Source organism: Streptomyces sp. NPDC028331 (assembly GCF_055565775.1).
The window spans coordinates 147,315-166,439 of sequence record NZ_JBVHTR010000013.1 but is presented as its reverse complement, the minus strand read 5'-3'; the positions used below and the strand labels follow the sequence as shown (position 1 = coordinate 166,439).

At 71.6% G+C, this 19,125-nt stretch carries 17 protein-coding genes; 5 read left to right on the top strand and 12 right to left on the bottom strand.

Features of this window, described 5'->3' with window-relative positions; genetic code table 11:
* Window positions 1-39: 39 nt before the first annotated feature.
* From ACZ4SW_RS20775 to rimP, 3 genes are all read right to left on the bottom strand, one after another.
* Entirely contained in the window at window positions 40-351 is a 312-nt protein-coding gene (locus ACZ4SW_RS20775) for a YlxR family protein (protein WP_468245554.1), read from the bottom strand.
* A 127-nt stretch (window positions 352-478) separates the two neighbouring features.
* Window positions 479-1,474, bottom strand: a complete 996-nt coding sequence (gene nusA / locus ACZ4SW_RS20770; RefSeq protein WP_468245549.1) for a transcription termination factor NusA — start codon at window positions 1,472-1,474, stop codon at window positions 479-481.
* Window positions 1,475-1,476: 2 nt separating this feature from the next.
* Window positions 1,477-1,986, bottom strand: a complete 510-nt coding sequence (gene rimP, locus ACZ4SW_RS20765) for a ribosome maturation factor RimP (protein WP_468245543.1) — start codon at window positions 1,984-1,986, stop codon at window positions 1,477-1,479.
* A gap of 982 nt (window positions 1,987-2,968) precedes the next feature.
* Between rimP and ACZ4SW_RS20760 the strand changes: the two genes are divergently transcribed.
* From ACZ4SW_RS20760 to ACZ4SW_RS20750, 3 genes are read left to right on the top strand one after another with little or no spacing between them, the layout of a single operon-like run.
* On the top strand, window positions 2,969-3,508 hold the full coding sequence (locus ACZ4SW_RS20760; protein ID WP_468245539.1) for a hypothetical protein: 540 nt from the start codon (window positions 2,969-2,971) through the stop codon (window positions 3,506-3,508).
* Complete coding sequence (locus ACZ4SW_RS20755) at window positions 3,505-3,993, top strand: ferritin-like domain-containing protein (RefSeq protein ID WP_468245534.1); 489 nt, start codon at window positions 3,505-3,507, stop codon at window positions 3,991-3,993. Before ACZ4SW_RS20760 ends, ACZ4SW_RS20755 begins: the two co-directional genes overlap by 4 nt.
* A gap of 57 nt (window positions 3,994-4,050) precedes the next feature.
* Window positions 4,051-4,971 carry an aminoglycoside phosphotransferase family protein gene (locus ACZ4SW_RS20750; protein ID WP_468245528.1) on the top strand — a complete coding sequence of 307 codons (921 nt, stop codon included), beginning with the start codon at window positions 4,051-4,053 and terminating at the stop codon, window positions 4,969-4,971.
* Here the strand turns inward: ACZ4SW_RS20750 and ACZ4SW_RS20745 are convergent.
* The 5 genes from ACZ4SW_RS20745 to ACZ4SW_RS20725 all read right to left on the bottom strand — a co-directional run bounded on the left by ACZ4SW_RS20745 (window position 4,968) and on the right by ACZ4SW_RS20725 (window position 9,012).
* The gene (locus ACZ4SW_RS20745) at window positions 4,968-5,294 is read right to left on the bottom strand and encodes an NADH-ubiquinone oxidoreductase-F iron-sulfur binding region domain-containing protein (RefSeq protein WP_468245523.1); all 327 of its coding nucleotides are present in this window, start codon (window positions 5,292-5,294) and stop codon (window positions 4,968-4,970) included. The genes ACZ4SW_RS20750 and ACZ4SW_RS20745 overlap by 4 nt on opposite strands.
* Window positions 5,291-5,575 (bottom strand): hypothetical protein, encoded by a 285-nt coding sequence (locus ACZ4SW_RS20740; RefSeq protein ID WP_468245518.1) that lies wholly within the window; start codon window positions 5,573-5,575, stop codon window positions 5,291-5,293. Before ACZ4SW_RS20740 ends, ACZ4SW_RS20745 begins: the two co-directional genes overlap by 4 nt.
* Before the next feature lie 121 nt (window positions 5,576-5,696).
* Window positions 5,697-7,397 (bottom strand): proline--tRNA ligase, encoded by a 1,701-nt coding sequence (locus ACZ4SW_RS20735; RefSeq protein ID WP_468245514.1) that lies wholly within the window; start codon window positions 7,395-7,397, stop codon window positions 5,697-5,699.
* A gap of 123 nt (window positions 7,398-7,520) precedes the next feature.
* Window positions 7,521-8,078, bottom strand: coding sequence for a GNAT family N-acetyltransferase (locus tag ACZ4SW_RS20730; RefSeq protein ID WP_468245509.1), 558 nt, complete (start codon window positions 8,076-8,078; stop codon window positions 7,521-7,523).
* Window positions 8,079-8,163: 85 nt separating this feature from the next.
* A complete protein-coding gene (locus tag ACZ4SW_RS20725; RefSeq protein WP_468245505.1) occupies window positions 8,164-9,012 on the bottom strand; it encodes a GNAT family N-acetyltransferase in 849 nt (282 codons plus the stop codon).
* Window positions 9,013-9,029: 17 nt separating this feature from the next.
* Here ACZ4SW_RS20725 and ACZ4SW_RS20720 point away from each other — a divergent pair, with 17 nt between their 5' ends.
* Entirely contained in the window at window positions 9,030-9,164 is a 135-nt protein-coding gene (locus tag ACZ4SW_RS20720) for a hypothetical protein (protein WP_468245501.1), read from the top strand.
* Between the two features lie 234 nt (window positions 9,165-9,398).
* On the opposite strand, the gene ispG is transcribed toward ACZ4SW_RS20720, so the two are convergent.
* Entirely contained in the window at window positions 9,399-10,556 is a 1,158-nt protein-coding gene (gene ispG, locus ACZ4SW_RS20715) for a flavodoxin-dependent (E)-4-hydroxy-3-methylbut-2-enyl-diphosphate synthase (protein WP_468245495.1), read from the bottom strand.
* Window positions 10,557-10,781: 225 nt separating this feature from the next.
* Between ispG and ACZ4SW_RS20710 the strand changes: the two genes are divergently transcribed.
* Entirely contained in the window at window positions 10,782-11,375 is a 594-nt protein-coding gene (locus ACZ4SW_RS20710; RefSeq protein WP_468245490.1) for a DUF6461 domain-containing protein, read from the top strand.
* A 98-nt stretch (window positions 11,376-11,473) separates the two neighbouring features.
* Here ACZ4SW_RS20710 and ACZ4SW_RS20705 read toward each other — a convergent pair whose 3' ends face one another.
* The 3 genes from ACZ4SW_RS20705 to dxr all read right to left on the bottom strand — a co-directional run bounded on the left by ACZ4SW_RS20705 (window position 11,474) and on the right by dxr (window position 19,018).
* A complete protein-coding gene (locus tag ACZ4SW_RS20705; RefSeq protein ID WP_468245484.1) occupies window positions 11,474-15,850 on the bottom strand; it encodes a golvesin C-terminal-like domain-containing protein in 4,377 nt (1,458 codons plus the stop codon).
* Between the two features lie 610 nt (window positions 15,851-16,460).
* Window positions 16,461-17,765 carry a M50 family metallopeptidase gene (locus ACZ4SW_RS20700; protein ID WP_468245479.1) on the bottom strand — a complete coding sequence of 435 codons (1,305 nt, stop codon included), beginning with the start codon at window positions 17,763-17,765 and terminating at the stop codon, window positions 16,461-16,463.
* Window positions 17,762-19,018, bottom strand: coding sequence for a 1-deoxy-D-xylulose-5-phosphate reductoisomerase (gene dxr / locus ACZ4SW_RS20695; protein WP_468245473.1), 1,257 nt, complete (start codon window positions 19,016-19,018; stop codon window positions 17,762-17,764). The genes ACZ4SW_RS20700 and dxr overlap by 4 nt, the downstream gene beginning before the upstream one ends.
* Window positions 19,019-19,125 lie beyond the last annotated feature (107 nt).

Here is a 19,125-nt window from a genome sequence, read left to right as displayed (position 1 = left end):
CGAGGTACCAGGACCGCACGGGGTTCCGCGCGGCACGTCTTACGGTGTTGCCTGCCCAGCTACGTGCTGCTGACAACTTTCTTCCTGCTCGACGTACTGGCGCAACGCCTTTGTGTCGAGCGGACCCGGGACGCGGAGCGCCCGCGGGAACGCCCGGCGGCGTACCGCCAGGTCGAAACAGGACAGTGCGGGGTGCACGTACGCACCCCGGCCGGGCAGCGTACCGCGAGGATCGGGGACGCAGGCGTCCTCGATCACCACGGTGCGCAGCAGTTCGATCTTGGCCGCTCGCTCCCGGCACCCCACACAGGTGCGTTCAGGGCATGCTCGGGCGTGCGTCCGGCCAGACACGGTTAAGTCTACCTCCCCGCACCGACCTCACCCCTTTGGGGCAAGAGTCGAACAACTGCTGCACGCAAATCTGTCGTGATCTCAGCGACGTACGGCCGGGATCTATTCCCGGCCGGCGTCACACGGCTCAGGCCTGCCGCTCGGCGGGCTGTTCGGTGTCGGGCCGGATGTCGATCCGCCAGCCGGTCAGCCGGGCCGCCAGCCGGGCGTTCTGCCCCTCCTTGCCGATCGCCAGGGAGAGCTGGTAGTCGGGGACCGTCACGCGCGCGGAGCGGGCCGCGAGGTCCACGACCTCCACCTTGGAGACCCGGGCCGGGGACAGGGCGTTCGCCACCATCTCGGCCGGGTCGTCCGACCAGTCGACGATGTCGATCTTCTCACCGTTCAGCTCGCCCATGACATTGCGCACACGGCCGCCCATGGGGCCGATGCACGCGCCCTTGGCGTTCAGGCCCGAACGGGTGGACCTGACGGCGATCTTCGTACGGTGACCGGCCTCACGGGCGATCGCGGCGATCTCCACCGAGCCGTCGGCGATCTCCGGGACCTCGAGCGCGAACAGCTTCTTCACCAGATTGGGGTGGGTGCGCGAAAGAGTGACGGACGGGCCGCGCACGCCCTTCGCCACCCGGACGACGTACGACCGGATGCGCTTGCCGTGTTCGTACGTCTCCCCCGGCACCTGTTCCTGCACCGGCAGGATGGCCTCCAGCTTGCCGATGTCGACGAGCACGTTCTTCGGGTCGCGGCCCTGCTGGACCACACCGGTGACGATGTCGCCCTCCCGGCCCGCGTACTCGCCGAGCGTCGCGTCGTCCTCGGCGTCGCGCAGGCGCTGCAGGATGACCTGCTTGGCGGTGGTGGCGGCGATGCGGCCGAAGCCGGACGGGGTGTCGTCGAACTCGCGCGGCTCCTGCCCCTCCTGAAGATCGTCGGGGTCCTCCTTCGCCCACACGGTCACATGGCCGGTCTCCCGGTTGAGCTCCACGCGCGCGTGGCGGCGGCTTCCCTCGGTGCGGTGGTAGGCGATGAGGAGGGCCGCCTCGATCGCCTCGACCAGCAGGTCGAAGGAGATCTCCTTCTCCCGTACCAAGCCCCGCAGGGCACTCATGTCGATGTCCACGGCTACGCCTCCTCCTCTTCCTTCATGTCCTTCGTGTCCCTGCGGCTGAACTCGACCTGGACGCGCGCCCTGGCGATGTCCGGGAAGGCGAGTCTGCGGGTGGTGGCCTTGCGGCCCTTCACACCGGGCACCTCGAGGTCGACGCCGTCGTCGTCGACCTGCTGAATCCTGGCGACCAGTTCGCCGCCCTCGGCGAGCTGGAACCTGACCAGCCGGCCTGTGGCCCGTACGTAGTGCCGGTGTTCCCTGAGGAGGCGCTCCGCGCCCGGGGTTCCGACCTCGAGGGTGTACTCGCCCTCGCCCATCGCGTCCGTCTCGTCGAGCTTCGCCGAGAGCGCACGGCTCACATCGGCGATCTTGTCCAGGTCGGCCCCGGCGTCGGAGTCGACGACGACGCGCAGCACACGCTTGCGCCCCACGGAGTCCACCGCGATCTCCTCGAGATCGAGCCCCTGGGAAGTGACGAGCGGTTCCAGAAGTTCTCGCAGCCTCTCGCTCTGGGTGGTGCTCATCCGGGTGACTCCTCGGCCGCGTGTGCTGTTGTGGGATGGTCGCTGTCAGGTCAAAGGGTATCCGGTCCCAGAGGGTGATGCCGTCCACCCGGCCCGCCGCCCGGTGCGGCGGACGATCGGCCGACCCGGTGACCAGCACGGTGGGCGGACGCCTCCGGACCGGCTGTCGGAACCGGCCCCTGACCGGCCCTCGACCCCCGAGCAGACGGACGCGGGACCGGATCTCGAGCCGCATCGGCGCCAGGACTGCCTGCGACCACCGGGCCGGCCGCAGACACCACGCGCCTGCGGAACCTGACGGCCGGCCCCCGGGGAGCGCCCCGGAGGGCCGGGAAGGTCGCGCGGGCACGCGTCCGCGCCCCGAGCCGAGCGCGGGACACGCGGCCGGACGGCCGCCGCGAGCGGCACACGCGCGTGCGAGCCATCGGCAGGGGCAAGGGGCGGGCGCACGGGACGGGCGCGTCAGAAGACGCGGCCAGGCTCGGTACGGGGCCGCCACCGCGAGCGGCACACGCGCGTGCGAGCCGTCCGCACGGGCAAGGGGCGGGCGCACGGGGCGGGCGCGTCAGAAGACGCGGCCAGGCGCGGTACAGGGCCGCCGCCGCGAGCGGCACACGCGCGTGCGAGCCGTCCGCAGGGGCAAGGGGCGGGCGCACGGGACGGGCGCGTCAGAAGGCCCGGCCAGGCTCGGTACGGGGCCGCCACCGCGAGCGGCACACGCGCGTGCGAGCCATCGGCAGGGGCAAGGGGCGGGCGCGTCAGAAGATGCGGCCGGGCGCGGTACGGGGCCCGTTCGGACGCGTGGGGGCGGGAGCGGACGCGTGACCGGGCCGCTGCGAGCGTCACGCGTGCGTACGCGCTATGGGCCGAGCCGATGGCGGGCGCGGGCGGGGTACGCGGGTACGGTGATCATCGGCGCTCCCGCCCATCCGTCGGGTTCCCGCCCATCCGTTCGTACCGAAGCCTCCGAGGACGGTCTGCCGTGCCCCTCCCCCCGCCCACGCGCGTGTCGTTGCGCAGAAGGAGCCTGATCGCCTCGGCAGCGGGTGCCGCGCTGCTGGCGGGCTGCTCGGGCGCCTCCGACTCGAGCGCCTCGGGCGGCCGCCCGGGGGCGGCCGCCCGGGCACGCGCGCGTGCGGCCCGGGACAGCGAGGCGCTGGCGGCGCGGTACGCGGCGGTCATCGCGGCCCATCCGGACCTGGCGGCGCGGCTGCGCCCGCTGCGGACGGAGGTCGTCCGGCACGCACAGGCGTTCGGCGGCGGGACCGGCTCCGCGGCGTCCCCCTCCGCCGGCTCGGCCGGCGCCTCCGCGTCCCCCTCGGCTTCCGCCTCGCCCGGCTCCTCCCCCGTGCCGGCGGACCCCAAGTCCGCGCTGGCCGACCTGGCCGCGGCCGAGCGCACCCTGGCCGACCGGCGCGGCAAGGCGTTGCTGGAGGTGCCGGGCGAGCTGGCGCGGCTGATGGCGTCCGTGGCCGCGGCCGGGGCCGCCCACGCGTACCTGCTGACGGAAGGCGGAAAGTGAGCACGAGCGGCAGCGGCACACCGACGGCCGTGAGCGGCGAGCTGGCGGCCCTGCAGGCCGCCCTGCGCGCCGAACACGCCGCCGTCTACGGATACGGCGTCGTCGGCGGACGCATCCGGCAGGCACGGCGGGAGGAGGCGCGGACCGCCTACGACGCCCACCGCGCTCGGCGGGACGAACTGGCCCGGGCGGTACGGGACCTGGGCGGTACGCCGGACGCCGCGGCGGCCGCGTACGCGCTGCCGTTCCCGGTGCCCGACTCCGCCGCCGCCGTGCGGCTGGCCGCCGAGCTGGAGGAGCGGGTGGCCGGGGTCTACTCGGATCTCGTGCGGGCCTCCACGGGCGCGCGGCGCGGCTTCGCCGCCGGGGCGCTGCGTGAAGCGGCGGTCCGGGCGGTGCGCTGGAGCGGCGAGAGCGTAGCCTTCCCTGGTCTCGCCGAGCGGGCGGCGGCCACCCCCACCGCGTCGGCGACACCGCAGACCTGACGCGTACGCGCTCGACCGTACGCGTGCGAAGCCGACCTGGAAGGGAACAACTCGCGCATGGCTTTCGAACCGCCGCAGCGCCTGGTGAGGGCGCTCGGCGAGACGCAGCGGGACGGTGGCGCCGACTGGCTGGGCAATCTGCCCGAGCTGATCCGGCGGGCCGTCGGTCTACGCGAGTTGACCGTGGAGCGGGTGCAGGCGCCGGGCGGCCGCAGCAGCCTGGTGCTGCTGGTGCGGCGGGCCGACGGGACGCCCGCCGTGCTGAAGCTGGTGCCGCCGTGGGCCCGCCCGGGCAGCGAGCGGGCCGCGCTCGCCCGTTGGGACGGCTTCGGGGCCGTACGGCTCCTGGACGCGGACGCCTCGGGCACCGAGGACGCCGGGGAGGGCGTGCTGCTCCTGGAGCGCCTGCACCCGGAGATGTCCGTGCGGTCGCTGCCGGAGGCGAAGGCCCTGCTGGAGGCGGCCGGGACACTGCGACGGCTGTGGGTCGAGCCGCCCTCCGGTCACTCCTTCGAGACGGTGGCCGCGCGCACGGGGCGGCAGGCCGAGGCGATGCGGAGGAGCGCGGAGACGGACCCGGAGGCCGCACCGCTGGTCGACGCCGCGCTTGCGGCCCGCGCGGAGCTGCTCGCGGCCCCGCCCGAGGAGCGGCTGCTGCACGGAACCTTCCGGCAGAGCAAGATCCTCGCCGGGGAGCGGATGCCGTGGCTGGCGGTGGGCCCGGACCCGGTGGTCGGCGAGTGCGCCTTCGACCTGGCGCGGCTGGTGCGCGACCGGGTGGAGGACCTCATCGCTGCGCCGTCCGGGGCGGCGATCACCCGCCGCCGGGTGAAACGGCTGGCGGAGTCCCTGGACCTGGACCAGGAGCGGCTGCGCGGCTGGACGCTGTTCCGTGCGGTGGAGTCGGGGGTGCGGGCGCGCCGGGTGGGCCGTCCGGGGGACGCGGAACTGTTGCTGGAGTTCGCGAGCTGGCTCTAGGGCTCCGTCGTCACCTTCAGCGCCTGGACCGGGCAGTCCGCCGCCGCCCGCCGGACCCGTTTCAGCGCGCCGCGCACCAGGCGGACCGTGCCATCGGGGTGGTGGCAGGCTCCCCGGCCCTCCACGGGCCCCGCCCGGCGGGCGACGTCCGCGCGGGCCGTGCCGTGCGGTCCGGGCCCGGCCGGCGCCTGGAACGCGGCGGCGATGCGCGGCAGCCCGTTGAGGCAGGGCCCGCACCGGCCGACCGACTCCAGGGCGAGGTACCGCAGCACCCGCGCGGTCTCGGCGAGGCCGCACCGCCCGGCGGGCAGCCCGGCGATCACCCCGTGAGGCCGTCCGACGGTGACCGGAGGCTGCCGGAGGACGACGACGAACCCGTCGTGGACGACGACGTACCGGACGAACCGTCCGAGGACGTCGAGCCCGTACCGCCGCTCTTGCTGCTGGAGCCGCCGCCCGCCGACGTCTGGGCGTCCGCGTGCACGGAGCCGACCAGGGCGAACACCCCGGCGGCGGCCGACAGCGTGATCGCCGCCGCGGCGGCCGGCGTGCGAGCTGCTCCCCGGCGTGCCGCCGCGGCGGCGCCTCGTTCCCTGGCTGTCATGACCGTTCCCCTCCGTAGTGACGCTGTGTCACGCCCTACGGTCGGGGAACGGCCTGAGAGGACTCTGTGGGGCGCCCGTGCGCCTGCGCAGAAATCCCTGAGGGGTGCCTTGATTCACGGATCAGGCGGTGAGGCGGGCGATGGCCTCGTCCACCGTGAGCTCCTCGCGCCGGCCCGTCCTGCGGTCCTTGAGCTCGACCACGCCCTCGCCCGCGCGGCGCCCCGCCACCAGGATCTGCGGCACACCGATCAGCTCGGCGTCGGTGAACTTCACACCCGGCGAGACACCGGCCCGGTCGTCCACCAGGACGCGGACACCGGCCGCCGACAGCTTGTCGGACACGTCGAGGGCCAGTTCGGTCTGCAGCGCCTTGCCGGCGGCCACCACGTGCACGTCGGCCGGGGCGACCTCCTTGGGCCAGCACAGGCCCTGCTCGTCGGCGCTCTGCTCGGCGAGCGCGGCGACGGCGCGGGAGACGCCGATGCCGTAGGAGCCCATGGTGACGCGGACCGGCTTGCCGTTCTGGCCGAGGACGTCGAGCTTGAGGGCGTCGGTGTACTTGCGGCCGAGCTGGAAGATGTGGCCGATCTCGATGGCCCGGTCCAGCTTGAGCGCGGTCCCGCACTTCGGGCAGGGGTCGCCCTCCTGCACCACCACGACGTCCACGTACTCGTCCACCTGGAAGTCGCGGCCCGCGACGACGTTCTTCGCGTGGGTGTGCGCCTTGTTGGCACCGGTGATCCACGCCGTGCCCGGCGCCACGCGCGGGTCGGCGACGTAGCGGACCTTCTCCAGACCCTGGGGGCCGACATAGCCGCGGACCAGGTCGGGGCGCTGGGCGAAGTCCGCCTCGGTGACCAGCTCGACGGCGGCCGGGGCGAAGTGCGCCTCGACCTTGTCCAGGTCGACCTCGCGGTCGCCGGGGACGCCGACGGCGACGATCTCGCCGTCGACCTTGACCAGGAGGTTCTTCAGGGTGGCGGAGGCCGGGACGCCGAGGGAGGCGGCCAGGGTCTCGATGGTCGGGGTGTCCGGGGTGGGGATCTCCTCGGCGGCCGGGACGCCGGAGGCGTCGACGGGCTTCAGCTCGTAGGTGATCGCCTCGGTGTTGGCGGCGAAGTCGCAGTTCGGGCAGTCCGCGAAGGTGTCCTCGCCTGCGCCGGCCGGGGCGAGGAACTCCTCGGACTTGGAGCCGCCCATCGCGCCCGCGGTCGCGGCGACGATCCGGTAGTCGAGGCCGAGGCGCTCGAAGACGCGCTGGTAGGCCTGGCGGTGCAGGGCGTAGGAGCGGGCCAGGCCCTCGTCCTCCAGGTCGAAGGAGTAGGAGTCCTTCATCAGGAACTCGCGGCCGCGCAGGATGCCCGCGCGGGGCCGGGCCTCGTCCCGGAACTTGGTCTGGATCTGGTAGAGGATCACCGGCAGGTCCTTGTAGGAGGACGCCTGGTCCTTCACCAGCAGGGTGAAGATCTCCTCGTGGGTGGGGCCGAGCAGGTAGTCGCCGCCCTTGCGGTCCTTCAGGCGGAACAGCTCGGCGCCGTACTCGTCCCAGCGGCCGGTCGCCTCGTAGGGCTCGCGGGGCAGCAGGGCGGGCAGGAGCACCTCCTGGGCTCCGATGGCGTCCATCTCCTCGCGGACGATCCGCTCCACGTTCGCGAGGACCTTCTTGCCGAGCGGCAGCCAGGTCCACACACCGGCGGCGGTGCGGCGGACGTAGCCCGCACGGACCAGCAGCTTGTGGCTGAGGACCTCGGCGTCGGCCGGGTCGTCGCGCAACGTCTTCGCCATCAACTGGGACATGCGCTGGACCGGTGCGTTGGCCATGGTTCTCGTACTCCTGCCGATGGGGGTCCCCGCGCTCGGGCGGAGCCGAGAGTGGGGAGGGTGATGGCTAGGAGGTTAGCCGGGCTTGCCCTGCGGGCGGAAATCGGTTAAGAGCCCCGAGCTCTAAGGGCGCGGCCGGCGGCGGAGCGGCAGCGGGGCGCCCATCACGGCGTACGGCTTCGGGGCGCTGGGGAAGAGGACCTGCCGCGCGAGGTCCACATAGCCCAGCGAGTGGTACAGCCCTCGGGCCGGGCTGTCGGTGTCGATCGCCGAGAGGATCGAGCGGGGCTCGGTGGCGCCGTCGGTGATGGTGGTGATCAGCGCGCGGCCGATGCCGCGGTTCTGGTAGCGGGGGTGGACGTGCAGCTCGGTGATCACGAACGAGTCGTCGAGCCAGCCGTCGTGGCCCTGGGCCCGCAGATACGGTTCGACCACGGTGGACCACCAGTGCGCACGGTCGTTGGGCATGCCGTACACGAACCCCACGAGCCGTCCGTCCGCGGTGGTGGCGCCGAACGCGCGGGCTGCCGGGTAGGTCATGTGCCGCAGCACGATCTGGCGGCGTACGGCGACCTCGTCGGCGCCCAGCCCGAACGCGAGGGCCTGGACGGCGAGCGCCTCGTCGATGCGGGCGGACAGGTCCAGGGGGCCGATCACGACGTCGTCGACGGTACGAGGCATGGTCGTGAGCCTACAGGGGCGCGCCGGTGTTCGGCCGCGGGCGTCTGCGGCTGCTCGACGAGCGCCCGGGGGCCTGCGGCGGTGCTCAGAACAGGACGCTCATGAACGCCCCGACCTCCTGGAAGCCCACCCTGTGGTAGGTCCGCCGCGCGGGGGTATTGAAGTCGTTGACGTACAGGCTCACCACCGGGGCCACATCCGTCAGCGCGTAGCGCAGCACCGCCGCCATGCCCGGCGCGGCCAGGCCCGTCCCCCGGTATTCGGGGGCCACCCACACGCCCTGGATCTGGCAGGCCAGGGGGGTGGCGGCGCCGATCTCCGCCTTGAAGACGACCTTACCGGAGTCGTCGATGCGGGCGAAGGAGCGGCCCGCGCCGACGAGTTCGGCGACCCGGGCCTGGTAGAGGAGCCCGCCGTCGCCGGCCAGCGGGGAGACGCCGACCTCCTCGGTGAACATCGCCACGCACGCCGGCATGATCGTCTCCATCTCGTCCTTGCGGATGCGGCGGACGTGGGGATCCGGGGCGATGTCGTCGGGCATGCGGTCGGTGACCATCAGCGGCTGGTGGCCGCGGACCTCGCGCGCGGGGCCCCAGCTCGGCTCCAGCAACCGCCACAACTGGGCGGTGGATTCGGCGGGGCCGACGATGGAGGAGCAGCGGCGGCCGGTGCGCCGTGCACGGTCGGCGAAGGCCCGCACGGCGCGCGGGGTGGCGCAGATCGGGACGAGGTTGGCGCCCGCGTAGCACAGCGAGGTCAGCATGCCGTCCTCGTACCAGCCCCACATCTCGCCGCCGAGGCGCCAGGGATCGAGGCCCGCGACATGGACGCGGGACGTCACGAAGGCGTTCGCGACCGGCTCGCGGTCGAGGACGGCGAGTGCGGCGTCCAGGTCACTCGGTTCGAGGACCCGGGTGGTCGTCTGCGTCAACACGTGCGGGAGCCTCACCCTTGGGTCTGCTGATCTCCGCACTGTACCTGCCGTACCCGGACCGCGCCGCCCCCGGGGAGCGGCGCTGTGGGACGGCCGGGGCGGCCGTGACCGGAGGGGTGGCCGTAACCGACCTGTATCTGCACCTGGCGTGAGCCGAGGCGGGCGTCCTGGGGGACGACGCACGGCATCCGGTTCCTCGCCCCGGGACCGCTGCGCACCGCTGAAGGGTGAAGTCCCCGTCGGTGAACGCGGGTTCCCTGCCGCGTCCCCTGAACCCGCCGGGGTCCCGCTGTACATCGGAAAGCCCGAAGGCTCCTGACGACGGCCCCCGCCACCGGTCGGTGGCGGGGCTCCGGGCGGGCGGGCGCGAGGGGCGCCGGCGGCTTTCAGCCCGCGACCGACACCGTAGGCTCGCCCTCGGCCGTGCCGTCCTTCTGCATCTGCTCGGCGAGCTTCATGGCCTCCTCGATGAGGGTCTCCACGATCTTCGACTCGGGGACGGTCTTGATGACCTCGCCCTTGACGAAGATCTGGCCCTTGCCGTTGCCGGAGGCGACGCCGAGGTCGGCCTCGCGGGCCTCGCCGGGGCCGTTGACGACGCACCCCATGACGGCGACGCGCAGCGGGACGTCCATGCCGGTGAGGCCCGCCGTGACCTCCTCGGCCAGCTTGTAGACGTCGACCTGGGCGCGGCCGCAGGACGGGCAGGAGACGATCTCCAGGCCGCGCTCGCGCAGGCCGAGGGACTCCAGGATCTGAATGCCGACCTTGACCTCCTCGACCGGAGGCGCGGACAGGGAGACGCGGATGGTGTCGCCGATGCCCTGGGAGAGCAGCGCGCCGAAGGCGACCGCCGACTTGATGGTGCCCTGGAAGGCGGGGCCGGCCTCGGTGACGCCGAGGTGCAGCGGGTAGTCGCACTGGGCGGCGAGCTGCCGGTAGGCCTCGATCATCACGACCGGGTCGTTGTGCTTGACCGAGATCTTGATGTCCCGGAAGTCGTGCTCCTCGAAGAGCGAGGCCTCCCACAGGGCGGACTCCACGAGCGCCTCGGGGGTCGCCTTGCCGTACTTCTGGAGCAGCCGCCTGTCCAGGGAGCCGGCGTTCACCCCGATCCGGATGGGGGTGCCGTGGTCCTTGGCGGCCTTGGCGATCTCCTTGACCTTGTCGTCGAACTGCTTGATGTTGCCCGGGTTGACGCGGACCGCCGCGCAGCCGGCCTCGATCGCGGCGAACACGTACTTCGGCTGGAAGTGGATGTCCGCGATCACCGGGATCTGCGACTTGCGCGCGATGGTGGCGAGGGCGTCAGCGTCGTCCTGCGTGGGGCACGCCACGCGGACGATCTGGCAGCCGGACGCGGTCAGCTCCGCGATCTGCTGGAGCGTCGCGCCGATGTCCGACGTGCGCGTCGTCGTCATCGACTGCACGGACACCGGGGCGTCCCCGCCCACCGCCACCGGTCCGACCTGGATCTGCCGGCTCTTCCGGCGCTCGGCGAGCTTGGTCGGAACGGACGGCATGCCGAGTGAAATCGCAGTCATCTGCTGTGCAACCCCAAGTTGTGGATCAAGGTCCGGTCCCGGAAAACGGCGGGCTCCAGGCTCCGAGATTACGCCACGGACCTGAACGCGGAGCACACAGCGTCCCCGGAGTCCACCCGATGGTGGTGCCGGGCGCGGTGGCCGTCCGTGGCCCTCGGTGAGCCGTGCCACGCCGGTAGCCTGGCTCGGCCACTGTCTTGCTCACTTCAAGGAGGTGCCGTGGCCGTGGACGGTGTTCGATGGCTCGCGACCGAGGAACACTTCCAGCTCGGCTACTGGGTGCTGTTCGCCCGCGGCCTGGAGCCGGCCGAGCTGGTGCGGCGCCTGGAGCCGGTCACGCCGGTGGCCGGGGCAGTGCTGCGGGAGGACGTGGACGAAGTCGAGGACGAGGCCGACGGTGTGGTGGTGCGGGCCGGTGCCCATGCGGGCTGGGCGTTCGGGATCGTGGAGGGTGGTCCCGTGGGCCGCGCGCCGGACCAGACCCTCGGCGCGCTGTCGGCCGGCACGTCAGCCGTCGAACTGTGGCGGACGGTCAACGCCGACACCGGTTTCGCCTTCGCCGAGGACGGGCGTACGGTGTGCCGTTTCGAGCCGGGCCACGAGCACGAGCGCTCGGGCACGGCCCCCGACCGGCTGCTGCCCGCCCTGCGCGGTGCCGGACTCGTCCTGCCCGACGGCTCGACACCCTTCGAGCACGGCGAAGACCTGCCGGACGCCATGCTGCGGGTACTGGCGATGGCCGAATCCGAGTTCGGCCTGGACCTGCCCCGACGGGCGGTGCTCGAGGACGCGCTGACCGCCGGGGTGCTGGAGGTGTAGCGGCGGACCGCACAACCGTCGTGGGCACGGGAGCAGGTGGTCGACCTGCTCCCGTGCCCACGTCTCATGGTGCGGCGGCGGGCGCCGCTACCGGCCGGCTACGGGTTGACGGTGCACACCGAGTCCGGATCGCACCCGGTGAAGCCGGGTTCGTCCACGTAGTACGCGTCGCCGTCCCGCACCCGCATCTTGGGCGTCCAGCGGCCCAGGCCGCCGCCCGCGCCGGTGTTCTGACCGCTGGGGATGCTGCCGCGGCCGCACGGCACGGTCCAGTCCGGGACCGGGTAGCGCGGATCGGTGTACAACTTCCATTTCGCGCCCACCTGGGTGGCGTAGATCTGCACGCACTCCGCGCCCGAGGTGATGCCGGGCTGCATGCCGCCACTCTCTCGTGAGGCGGCGAAGGCGTACTCGTCGCAGCTCGCGTCCGGGGTGTTCGGATTCGGCTGCCACTTCGCCACGCTGCTCTTGCACATGATCTTGCGGTTCTCCTCCTGCAGGCCGGTGTCCTCCAGGCGGTGCAGTGGCGTGTTGTGGGCCTTGCTGCCAGGGTGGTTGGACAGCTTCTGCTCCAGCACCCAGTACAGCGCCGCCGCGGCCGGGTACGCCTTGGTGTTGACCTCGTAGACCGGCGTGTACTGCGGGAAGACGCAGCCGGCGTTCTTGCCGCTGAACTCGTTGTCACAGCGGACGGTGAGCCCCGGATCGTCCCAGGTGCTGGTGTCCGTGGCGCCGCCGTTGATGGTGCCGGACAGCGTCCAGTTCAGGTGCAGGTTGCTGTAGCCGGTGCTCTGCGTCCAGCTCGTGGTCGCCGTCGCCGTCGCCGTGTGGGTGTCGGCGGCGGTCGCCCACAGCGCCGGGGAGCTCCAACTCGGGGTCGGCACGCCGCAGTCGGACAGGCAGTCGAAGGCGACGTTGAGGCTGACTTCGCCGATGTCGGGGGTGGCCGAATACGGCGTGAGCGACAGAGTCTGCTTGACCTGCGTGTTGTTCACGGCGAGGGTGATGGTCTGCTCCAGCACGAACGTTTCGCTGGCGACCACCGTGCCGTTCTCCTTCTGGTCGACCTGGGCCGGCCGGACGACACAGGAGGCGAACCGCGTGAAGTTGCTGCCGCCGGGCAGGGCCGTGCACAGGCTGTTACCGGCGGCGGCCGCAGCGGTTCGGGAGGGACCGGAGGCGGACGGAGAGTGCCGGGTGGCCGCCTGCCGGAGCCTCTTCATGGCCTTGGCCGTGAACTCCTTCGAGGGCGGCAGCACCTTGATGCAGGTCCCGGTGGCGTCGGGAGCCATCGAGTCGCACGTGTCGGGGGTCAGGTCCTTGGCCGTCAGGCCCTTGGCCGCCTTCTGCGGGACGGGCTGCGGATCGTCGGGTGCGTCCGGGTCGGGCGCGTTGGGGTCGGCGGCGGGCAGGGTGATGTCGGGCATCGTGTCGAAGTCGCCGGGCACGAAGGCCACGGCGTCCCAAGCGACGTCCTTGTCACCGGTCCCGACGCTGTTGGCGTTGGAGAGCCTGACCTCGGGAGCCTGGCCGCCGAAGTGGTAGGCGCCCAGCGAGACCCATGTGTTCGACTCGTGGGCGCCCTGCGAGATCTTCTTCTCCCAGGTGCCCGAGGGGGTGACGATCTGGTAGACGGCCTCGGTGGTCTGCGCACCCGTGTCGGGGACGTGTACGTAGACCTTGCCCTGCTCCTGGGACAGCGGAGAGTTGAGTTTCCAGTCGCCGAGGATGGTCATGCGCCCGCCGTCCCCGCCGAGGTGGCCGGCGTCCCGGTCGTGGGCGTACCAGAAGTGGCCCTGGTAGCCGCCGCCGATCTGGTGCAGGTCGGCCTTGGCGTCGTACTGCCCCAGGCCCGGCCCGGTCGCGTTCGGGTCGGGGTAGAAGGTGAACCGGAACGAGCCGTCCGTCGTGGTCGTGCCGCAGTCGCTCCAGGTGCTGGTACCTGCGGGGACGGACGTAACGACCTTCGCGCCCCCGGGGGCACCGGAGCAGACGGGTGTGCCGTGCTGGAGGCGGTAACCGCGGCCGGGCTCGTTGATCAGGCTCTGGTACTTGATGCTCTCGAAGCCGCAGGTCGTGGCGCAGTCGGACTTCCAGGTGGCGTTGGAGGCGTTCCACCAGTACTGCGTGTAGCAGGCGGCGTCGGGGCAACTGGGCGGGTTGGCGGTGTCGCAGTGGTTCTTGGAGTTGCAGAACGCGTCGAGCGGCGGCGCGACGTGCGCCCGGTTGTACCGCGCGCTGCCCTGGACCGTGTAGGGCTGGTCCGTGCCGTTCCAGTAGGCGGGGCGGAAGCCGGCGGAGGAGAAGCCGGACTCGCCCGGCCAGTCCTGGCGGCCGGAGGTGGCGTAGGAGAAGCCGGTGTCGATGGACCAGGCGGCCCAGCCCATCACCTTCTCCTCGTAGGGCCAGTTCTGCGGATGCGCGGCGTCCCTGGCGGCCAACGGGTCGACGTCGGTGTTCATGAAGGCCAGCCGGGATGCGGGATAGACGGGGTTGGCGGGGTTGTTGTACCAGCCCAGGCCCCAGTTGCCGTTCGTTCCCGCGTCCGCCTTCTTGTTGAAGCCGAGGTTGTAGTTCCACACGGCGGTGAACCAGTTCTCGGGCTTGGCCGAGTCGTCGTTGTTCACGGCGATCGTCTGGCCGGCCTGGTGCACCTCGTTCCACTTGTCGGCGAGGATGTACAGCGACGCGGCGATGTTGGTGGCGTAGTCGACGGCGATCGCGCGCTGCGTGCTGACCGGGAGGGACTTTTCGCCCGGCTTCTCGTACCCGGCCTTGCGCATGCCGTCGGTGACCTGGCCGACACCGTAGCCGCAGTCGGACTTGTCCCAGTGGATGGTCCAGTAGTCGGCGAGGGTCCCGCCGGTGTGGTGGCCGTAGTAGCCGTCGACGGCCGCGAGGGGACTGCCCATCTGGCCGGGGATGGAACCGGACTCGGCCTGCCACAGGTTGGACTCCTGGGCGAGGATGCCCAGTTCGACCTGCGCGGGGATGCGTCCGCCGGTGACCAGTGCCGGCCTGGGGAACAGGCCCTGCGGGTCGATGGTGGACAGCCCGGTCTGTGAGCGCCAGCCGCCCTGGGTGAGGTAACCGGAGCGCAGGTTGCCGCGAACAGCCATGTCCACGGCCCATTCGACCTGGTTCGGGGTCGGCTGCAGGGCCTGGGTGCCGACGTCGTTACGGGGCACGGCGCACCAGGCGTCGGTGTCGACCGGGTCGTGTGACCTGGGATCGTCGGCGGCCGGGGCCACCTTGCTCGTCGTCGACAGCCGCGGCCTGGCGGAACCGGTCAGTGCCGGCGACGGCGTGCCGCCCGCGGTCCTGCCGGGTACGGCGGCTGTCTGCTTCGTGTGCCTGCCCGTGCCCGGAACCGTGCCGGTGATGGTCAGCGCATGGCTGATGCGGCCGGGCGTCGCCTCGGCCGCGGGTTCCCTGCTCTCGGCCTTGGTGAAGCCGCGCCCGGCATCCTCGATGTGGTCGACGCCCGCCTTCACGGCCGGGGAGACGACCGGGTCGACGGCCAGGCGTCCACGGGTGGAGACCTCCGCGTCGGGTGAGACGTCCAGCGCTTTGATGCCACCGGCCGCGAAGCCCTTGCCGAGACGGGCCCGACCCGTGAGGTAGACCGTGCCGTCCGTGCCCTGGCGCAGGTTCATCGCGGTGAGCCTGCCGCTGGCGACGGTCGTCTTCCTGCCGCGCGCGTAGGTCTGCACATTGGCGTCGGTGTCACCGGTCCGGTCGATATAGCTGACCGTGCCGTCGTCGGCCACACGGATGCCGTACGGGGCGTGCCTGGTGGTGGTGAGCTCGGCCGTGCTGCCCTTGCGGTCGACGTGGACGAGCCGGTTTCCGGCGGCTGCGACCACACCGTCCTTGGTGGGCACGGCAGAGGTGATCTCGCCCTTCGCGGTGGTGTCCGCGACGGTCGTCCCCTTGGTGTCCACCGTGACCAGGCGCGTCCTGGTGTCGCGGAGCGCGGTGAAGACGGCGGTGTGGGTGCCCGGGTTGCACGTCGGGTCGAAGTAGGCCAGCGACGCCGTGAACGGCAGCTTGGTGACGCTGCCGTCGTCGAGGTTCACGATCGCCGTGAACGCGCCGCCCATCATCAGGTCCGGCTTGTTGGTGAAGCTGCGGGGTGCGTAGGCGACGGCCGCGTGGTGGTCGTCCATGACGCACTGGTTGCCTATCCAGGTGTCGGCCGGAAGCTGAGGCTCACTCAGCACCGCCGCCGTCTTCCAGGCGTAGGCGTTCTTGCTGTCGGCGACGAGCAGATGCAGTCCGTCGCTGTCGGCGACGGCGGTCACGGCCCGATCGGCGGAGGTCTTCCATCCCTTGCCCAACGTGGCGTCCGGGGACTTGACGGCGCCGTTCGGGACCGGGTGAGCCGATGCCGGTTCGGGCTTGGGAGTTGTGGCGGTTGCGGGCTGGGCTTGCAGAAGCCCTGCCAGCGCGGCGGTGACGGCGAGGACCGTCACCGCGTTTCGTCTGTGGCTGAGTATCACTCATCCCCCTGGTGCCGTGGTCGTGATGGCGAACGGCACCGTCAGCGGGTTCCCATGCTGGTCTTGCGAGGGGCTGAGTGTGCCGTGAGGAGCCGGCAGCCGGGTGCTGCCGTAGGACATGACGACCGGTCTGTGTGGCTGCCCGTCTCCCGTAGCGCCCCGGCTCCCGCTTGATGTGCGGTGTCTGTGGGGCCACTGTGATCGCGGGCGGCGCCGAACGTAACAGGGAGGTGTGCGGTGCGGGCGCGAGGGGCGACCCGACCCCAAGGCAAACCCCGCGACTTTCCAAAAGATGGCAAAGGATCGCATGCGGGGCGTCAGCCTGGCCGGAAAGGGCGAAACCCGGTTTTCAGCCATTCCACTTGCGCACATCGACGATGCGGACGGCGAGCGGGCTCCGTCGGTCCCTCAGGATTTTCCCAAGTCATGAGAGAAGAAGTGGATCAATCGTGCGGAACTCCACGGGCGGTCCGGGCCCGACGGGATCAGGCCCGACGCGAGAAGAAAGGCGTGCCCTTCGCTCGCGTGAGTGGTCCGAGCGAAGGGCACGCCACGGTCGCCGACGACAGAAGGCGACTGTTTGCTAGCTGATCTTGACCGGATTGACGACGTCCGCGATCAGTACGAGCAGGGTGAAGCAGACGAAGATCCCCGCCACCACGTACGCCACCGGCATCAGCTTCGCCACGTCGAAGGGGCCCGGGTCGGGGCGGCGCAGCACCTTGGCCAGGTTGCGGCGCAGCGACTCCCACAGGGCGCCCGCGATGTGCCCGCCGTCCAGCGGGAGCAGCGGAAGCATGTTGAACAGGAACAGGGACAGGTTGAAGCCCGCGACCAGCATCAGCATCATCGCGATCTGCTGGGACGGCGGGATGTCGAGGGTGAAGACCTCGCCGCCGACCCGGGCCGCGCCGACCACGCCCATCGGCGAGTCCGGCTGGCGCGGGGCGTTGCCGAAGGCCGCGTCCCACAGGCCGGGGATCTTGCCGGGCAGGGAGACGATCGACTCGACGCCGTTCTCCATCATGTCGCCCATGCGCTGCACGGACTGGTCGAAGGACTGCTGGACGATGCCGGTGGCCGGGGTGAAGCCGAGGAAGCCGGCGTAGACGTACTTGCCCTCGACGTATCCGCCGTTGCCGTCGGTCTTGCTGACCTGGTTCTTGATCAGGTGGGCGTGCAGATCGACCGTCCGCCCCTTGCGCTCGACGGTGATCGTGACGTCCTTGCCGGGGTTGGCGCGGATGTCGGACTGGAGGGTGGACCAGTCCTTGACCTGCGTCCCGTCGAACCCGACGATCTTGTCGCCCGGCTTCAGCCCGGCGGCCAGGGCTGGCGCGGCCGGGTCGCCCTTCTCGCACTTGGTGCGGTTCTCGCTCTGCTGGATGACACAGTCGGAGATCTTGGAGACCGTGGTGGTCTGGGTCTGGACGCCGAAGGTCATCATCACGCCGAGGAACACCACCACGGCGAGGATCAGGTTCATGAAGGGGCCCGCGAACATGACGATGACGCGCTTCCACGGCTTGCGCGTGTAGAAGAGACGCGTCTCGTCACCGGGCTGGAGCTCCTCGAAGGACTGCGCCCGGGCGTCCTCGATCATCCCGCGCCACGGCGAGGTGGAGCGGGCCTCGATCCGGCCGTCGGGGCCGGGCGGGAACATGCCGATCATGCGGATGTAGCCGCCGAGCGGGACCGCCTTGATGCCGTACTCGGTCTCGCCCTTCTTCCGCGACCAGATGGTCGGGCCGAAGCCGACCATGTACTGCGGCACGCGGATGCCGAAGAGCTTGGCGGTCGACAGGTGCCCCAGCTCGTGCCACGCGATCGAGAACAGCAGGCCGACCACGAAGACGACTATGCCGAGGATCATCATCAGGGTCGTCATGCACGAGCCTCCGCTGTCGCCGTCTGCGCCGTCAGTTCCCTGGCCCGGGCGCGCGCCCAGGTCTCCGCTTCGAGGACGTCCGCGACGGTCAGGGAAGTTCCCCGACGGGGGGTGCCGTGCTCCTCGACCACCCGCGTGACCGTATCCATGATTCCCAGATAGGGCAGTCGGCCGTTCAGGAACGCGTCCACGCACTCCTCGTTGGCCGCATTGAACACCGCCGGGGCCGTGCCCGCGAGCTGCCCGACGTGCCGGGCGAGCCCCACCGACGGGAACGCCTCCGTGTCGAGCGGGAAGAACTCCCAGGTCGAGGCCTTGCTCCAGTCGAAGGCGGGCGCCGCGTCGGGCACCCGTTCGGGCCAGCCGAGTCCGATGGCGATCGGCCCCCGCATGTCGGGGGGCGTCGCCTGCGCCAGGGTCGATCCATCCGTGAATTCCACCATCGAGTGGACATACGACTGGGGGTGCACGACAACCTCAATGCGATCGAAGGGAATGTCGTACAGCAGGTGCGCCTCGATCACTTCCAGGCCCTTGTTGACGAGGGTCGCGGAGTTGACCGTGATGACCGGGCCCATGGCCCAGGTGGGGTGGGCGAGCGCGTCCTTCGGCGTGACGTTCGCCAGCTCGGCCTTCGTACGGCCGCGGAACGGGCCGCCGGAGGCGGTGACGACGAGTTTGCGCACATCGGCCCGGGTGCCGGAGGCGAGGGCCTGGAAGAGGGCGGCGTGCTCGGAGTCCACCGGGATGATCTGGCCGGGCTTGGCCAGGGCCTTCACCAGCGGGCCGCCGACGATGAGCGACTCCTTGTTGGCGAGCGCGAGGGTGCGGCCCGCCTCCAGGGCGGCGAGGGTGGGCGCGAGGCCGATGGACCCGGTGATGCCGTTCAGGACGGTGTGGCAGTCGGAGGCGGCGAGCCGGGTGGCCGCGTCGGGTCCGGCGAGTATCTCGGGGAGGGTCTCCCCCGGCCCGTACTGTGCGCTCAGGGCCTCCCTCAGGGCCGGTACCACGTCTTCGCGGGCGACCGCGACCGTGCGCACGCGCAGGCGGTGGGCCTGCTCGGCGAGCAGTCCGACGCGGCCGCCGTTGGCGGAGAGCCCGGTGACGCGGAACCGGTCGGGGTTGCGCAGCACGAGGTCGATGGCCTGGGTGCCGATCGAGCCGGTGGAGCCGAGGATCACGACGTCCCGCACTCCGTCCACGGGGTCGAAGACGAGATGGGGGTCGGCAAGAGGGGCTGGGCTGTCGCTCATCCCTCCATTGTTGCGGTAGGGCGGAGGCGGGAGGACACGGCGTCCCTCTCCCGAGGGGTGCACCCCGTTCGGCGCGCCCGCACCACGACGACGGCTTCGGGACCGTC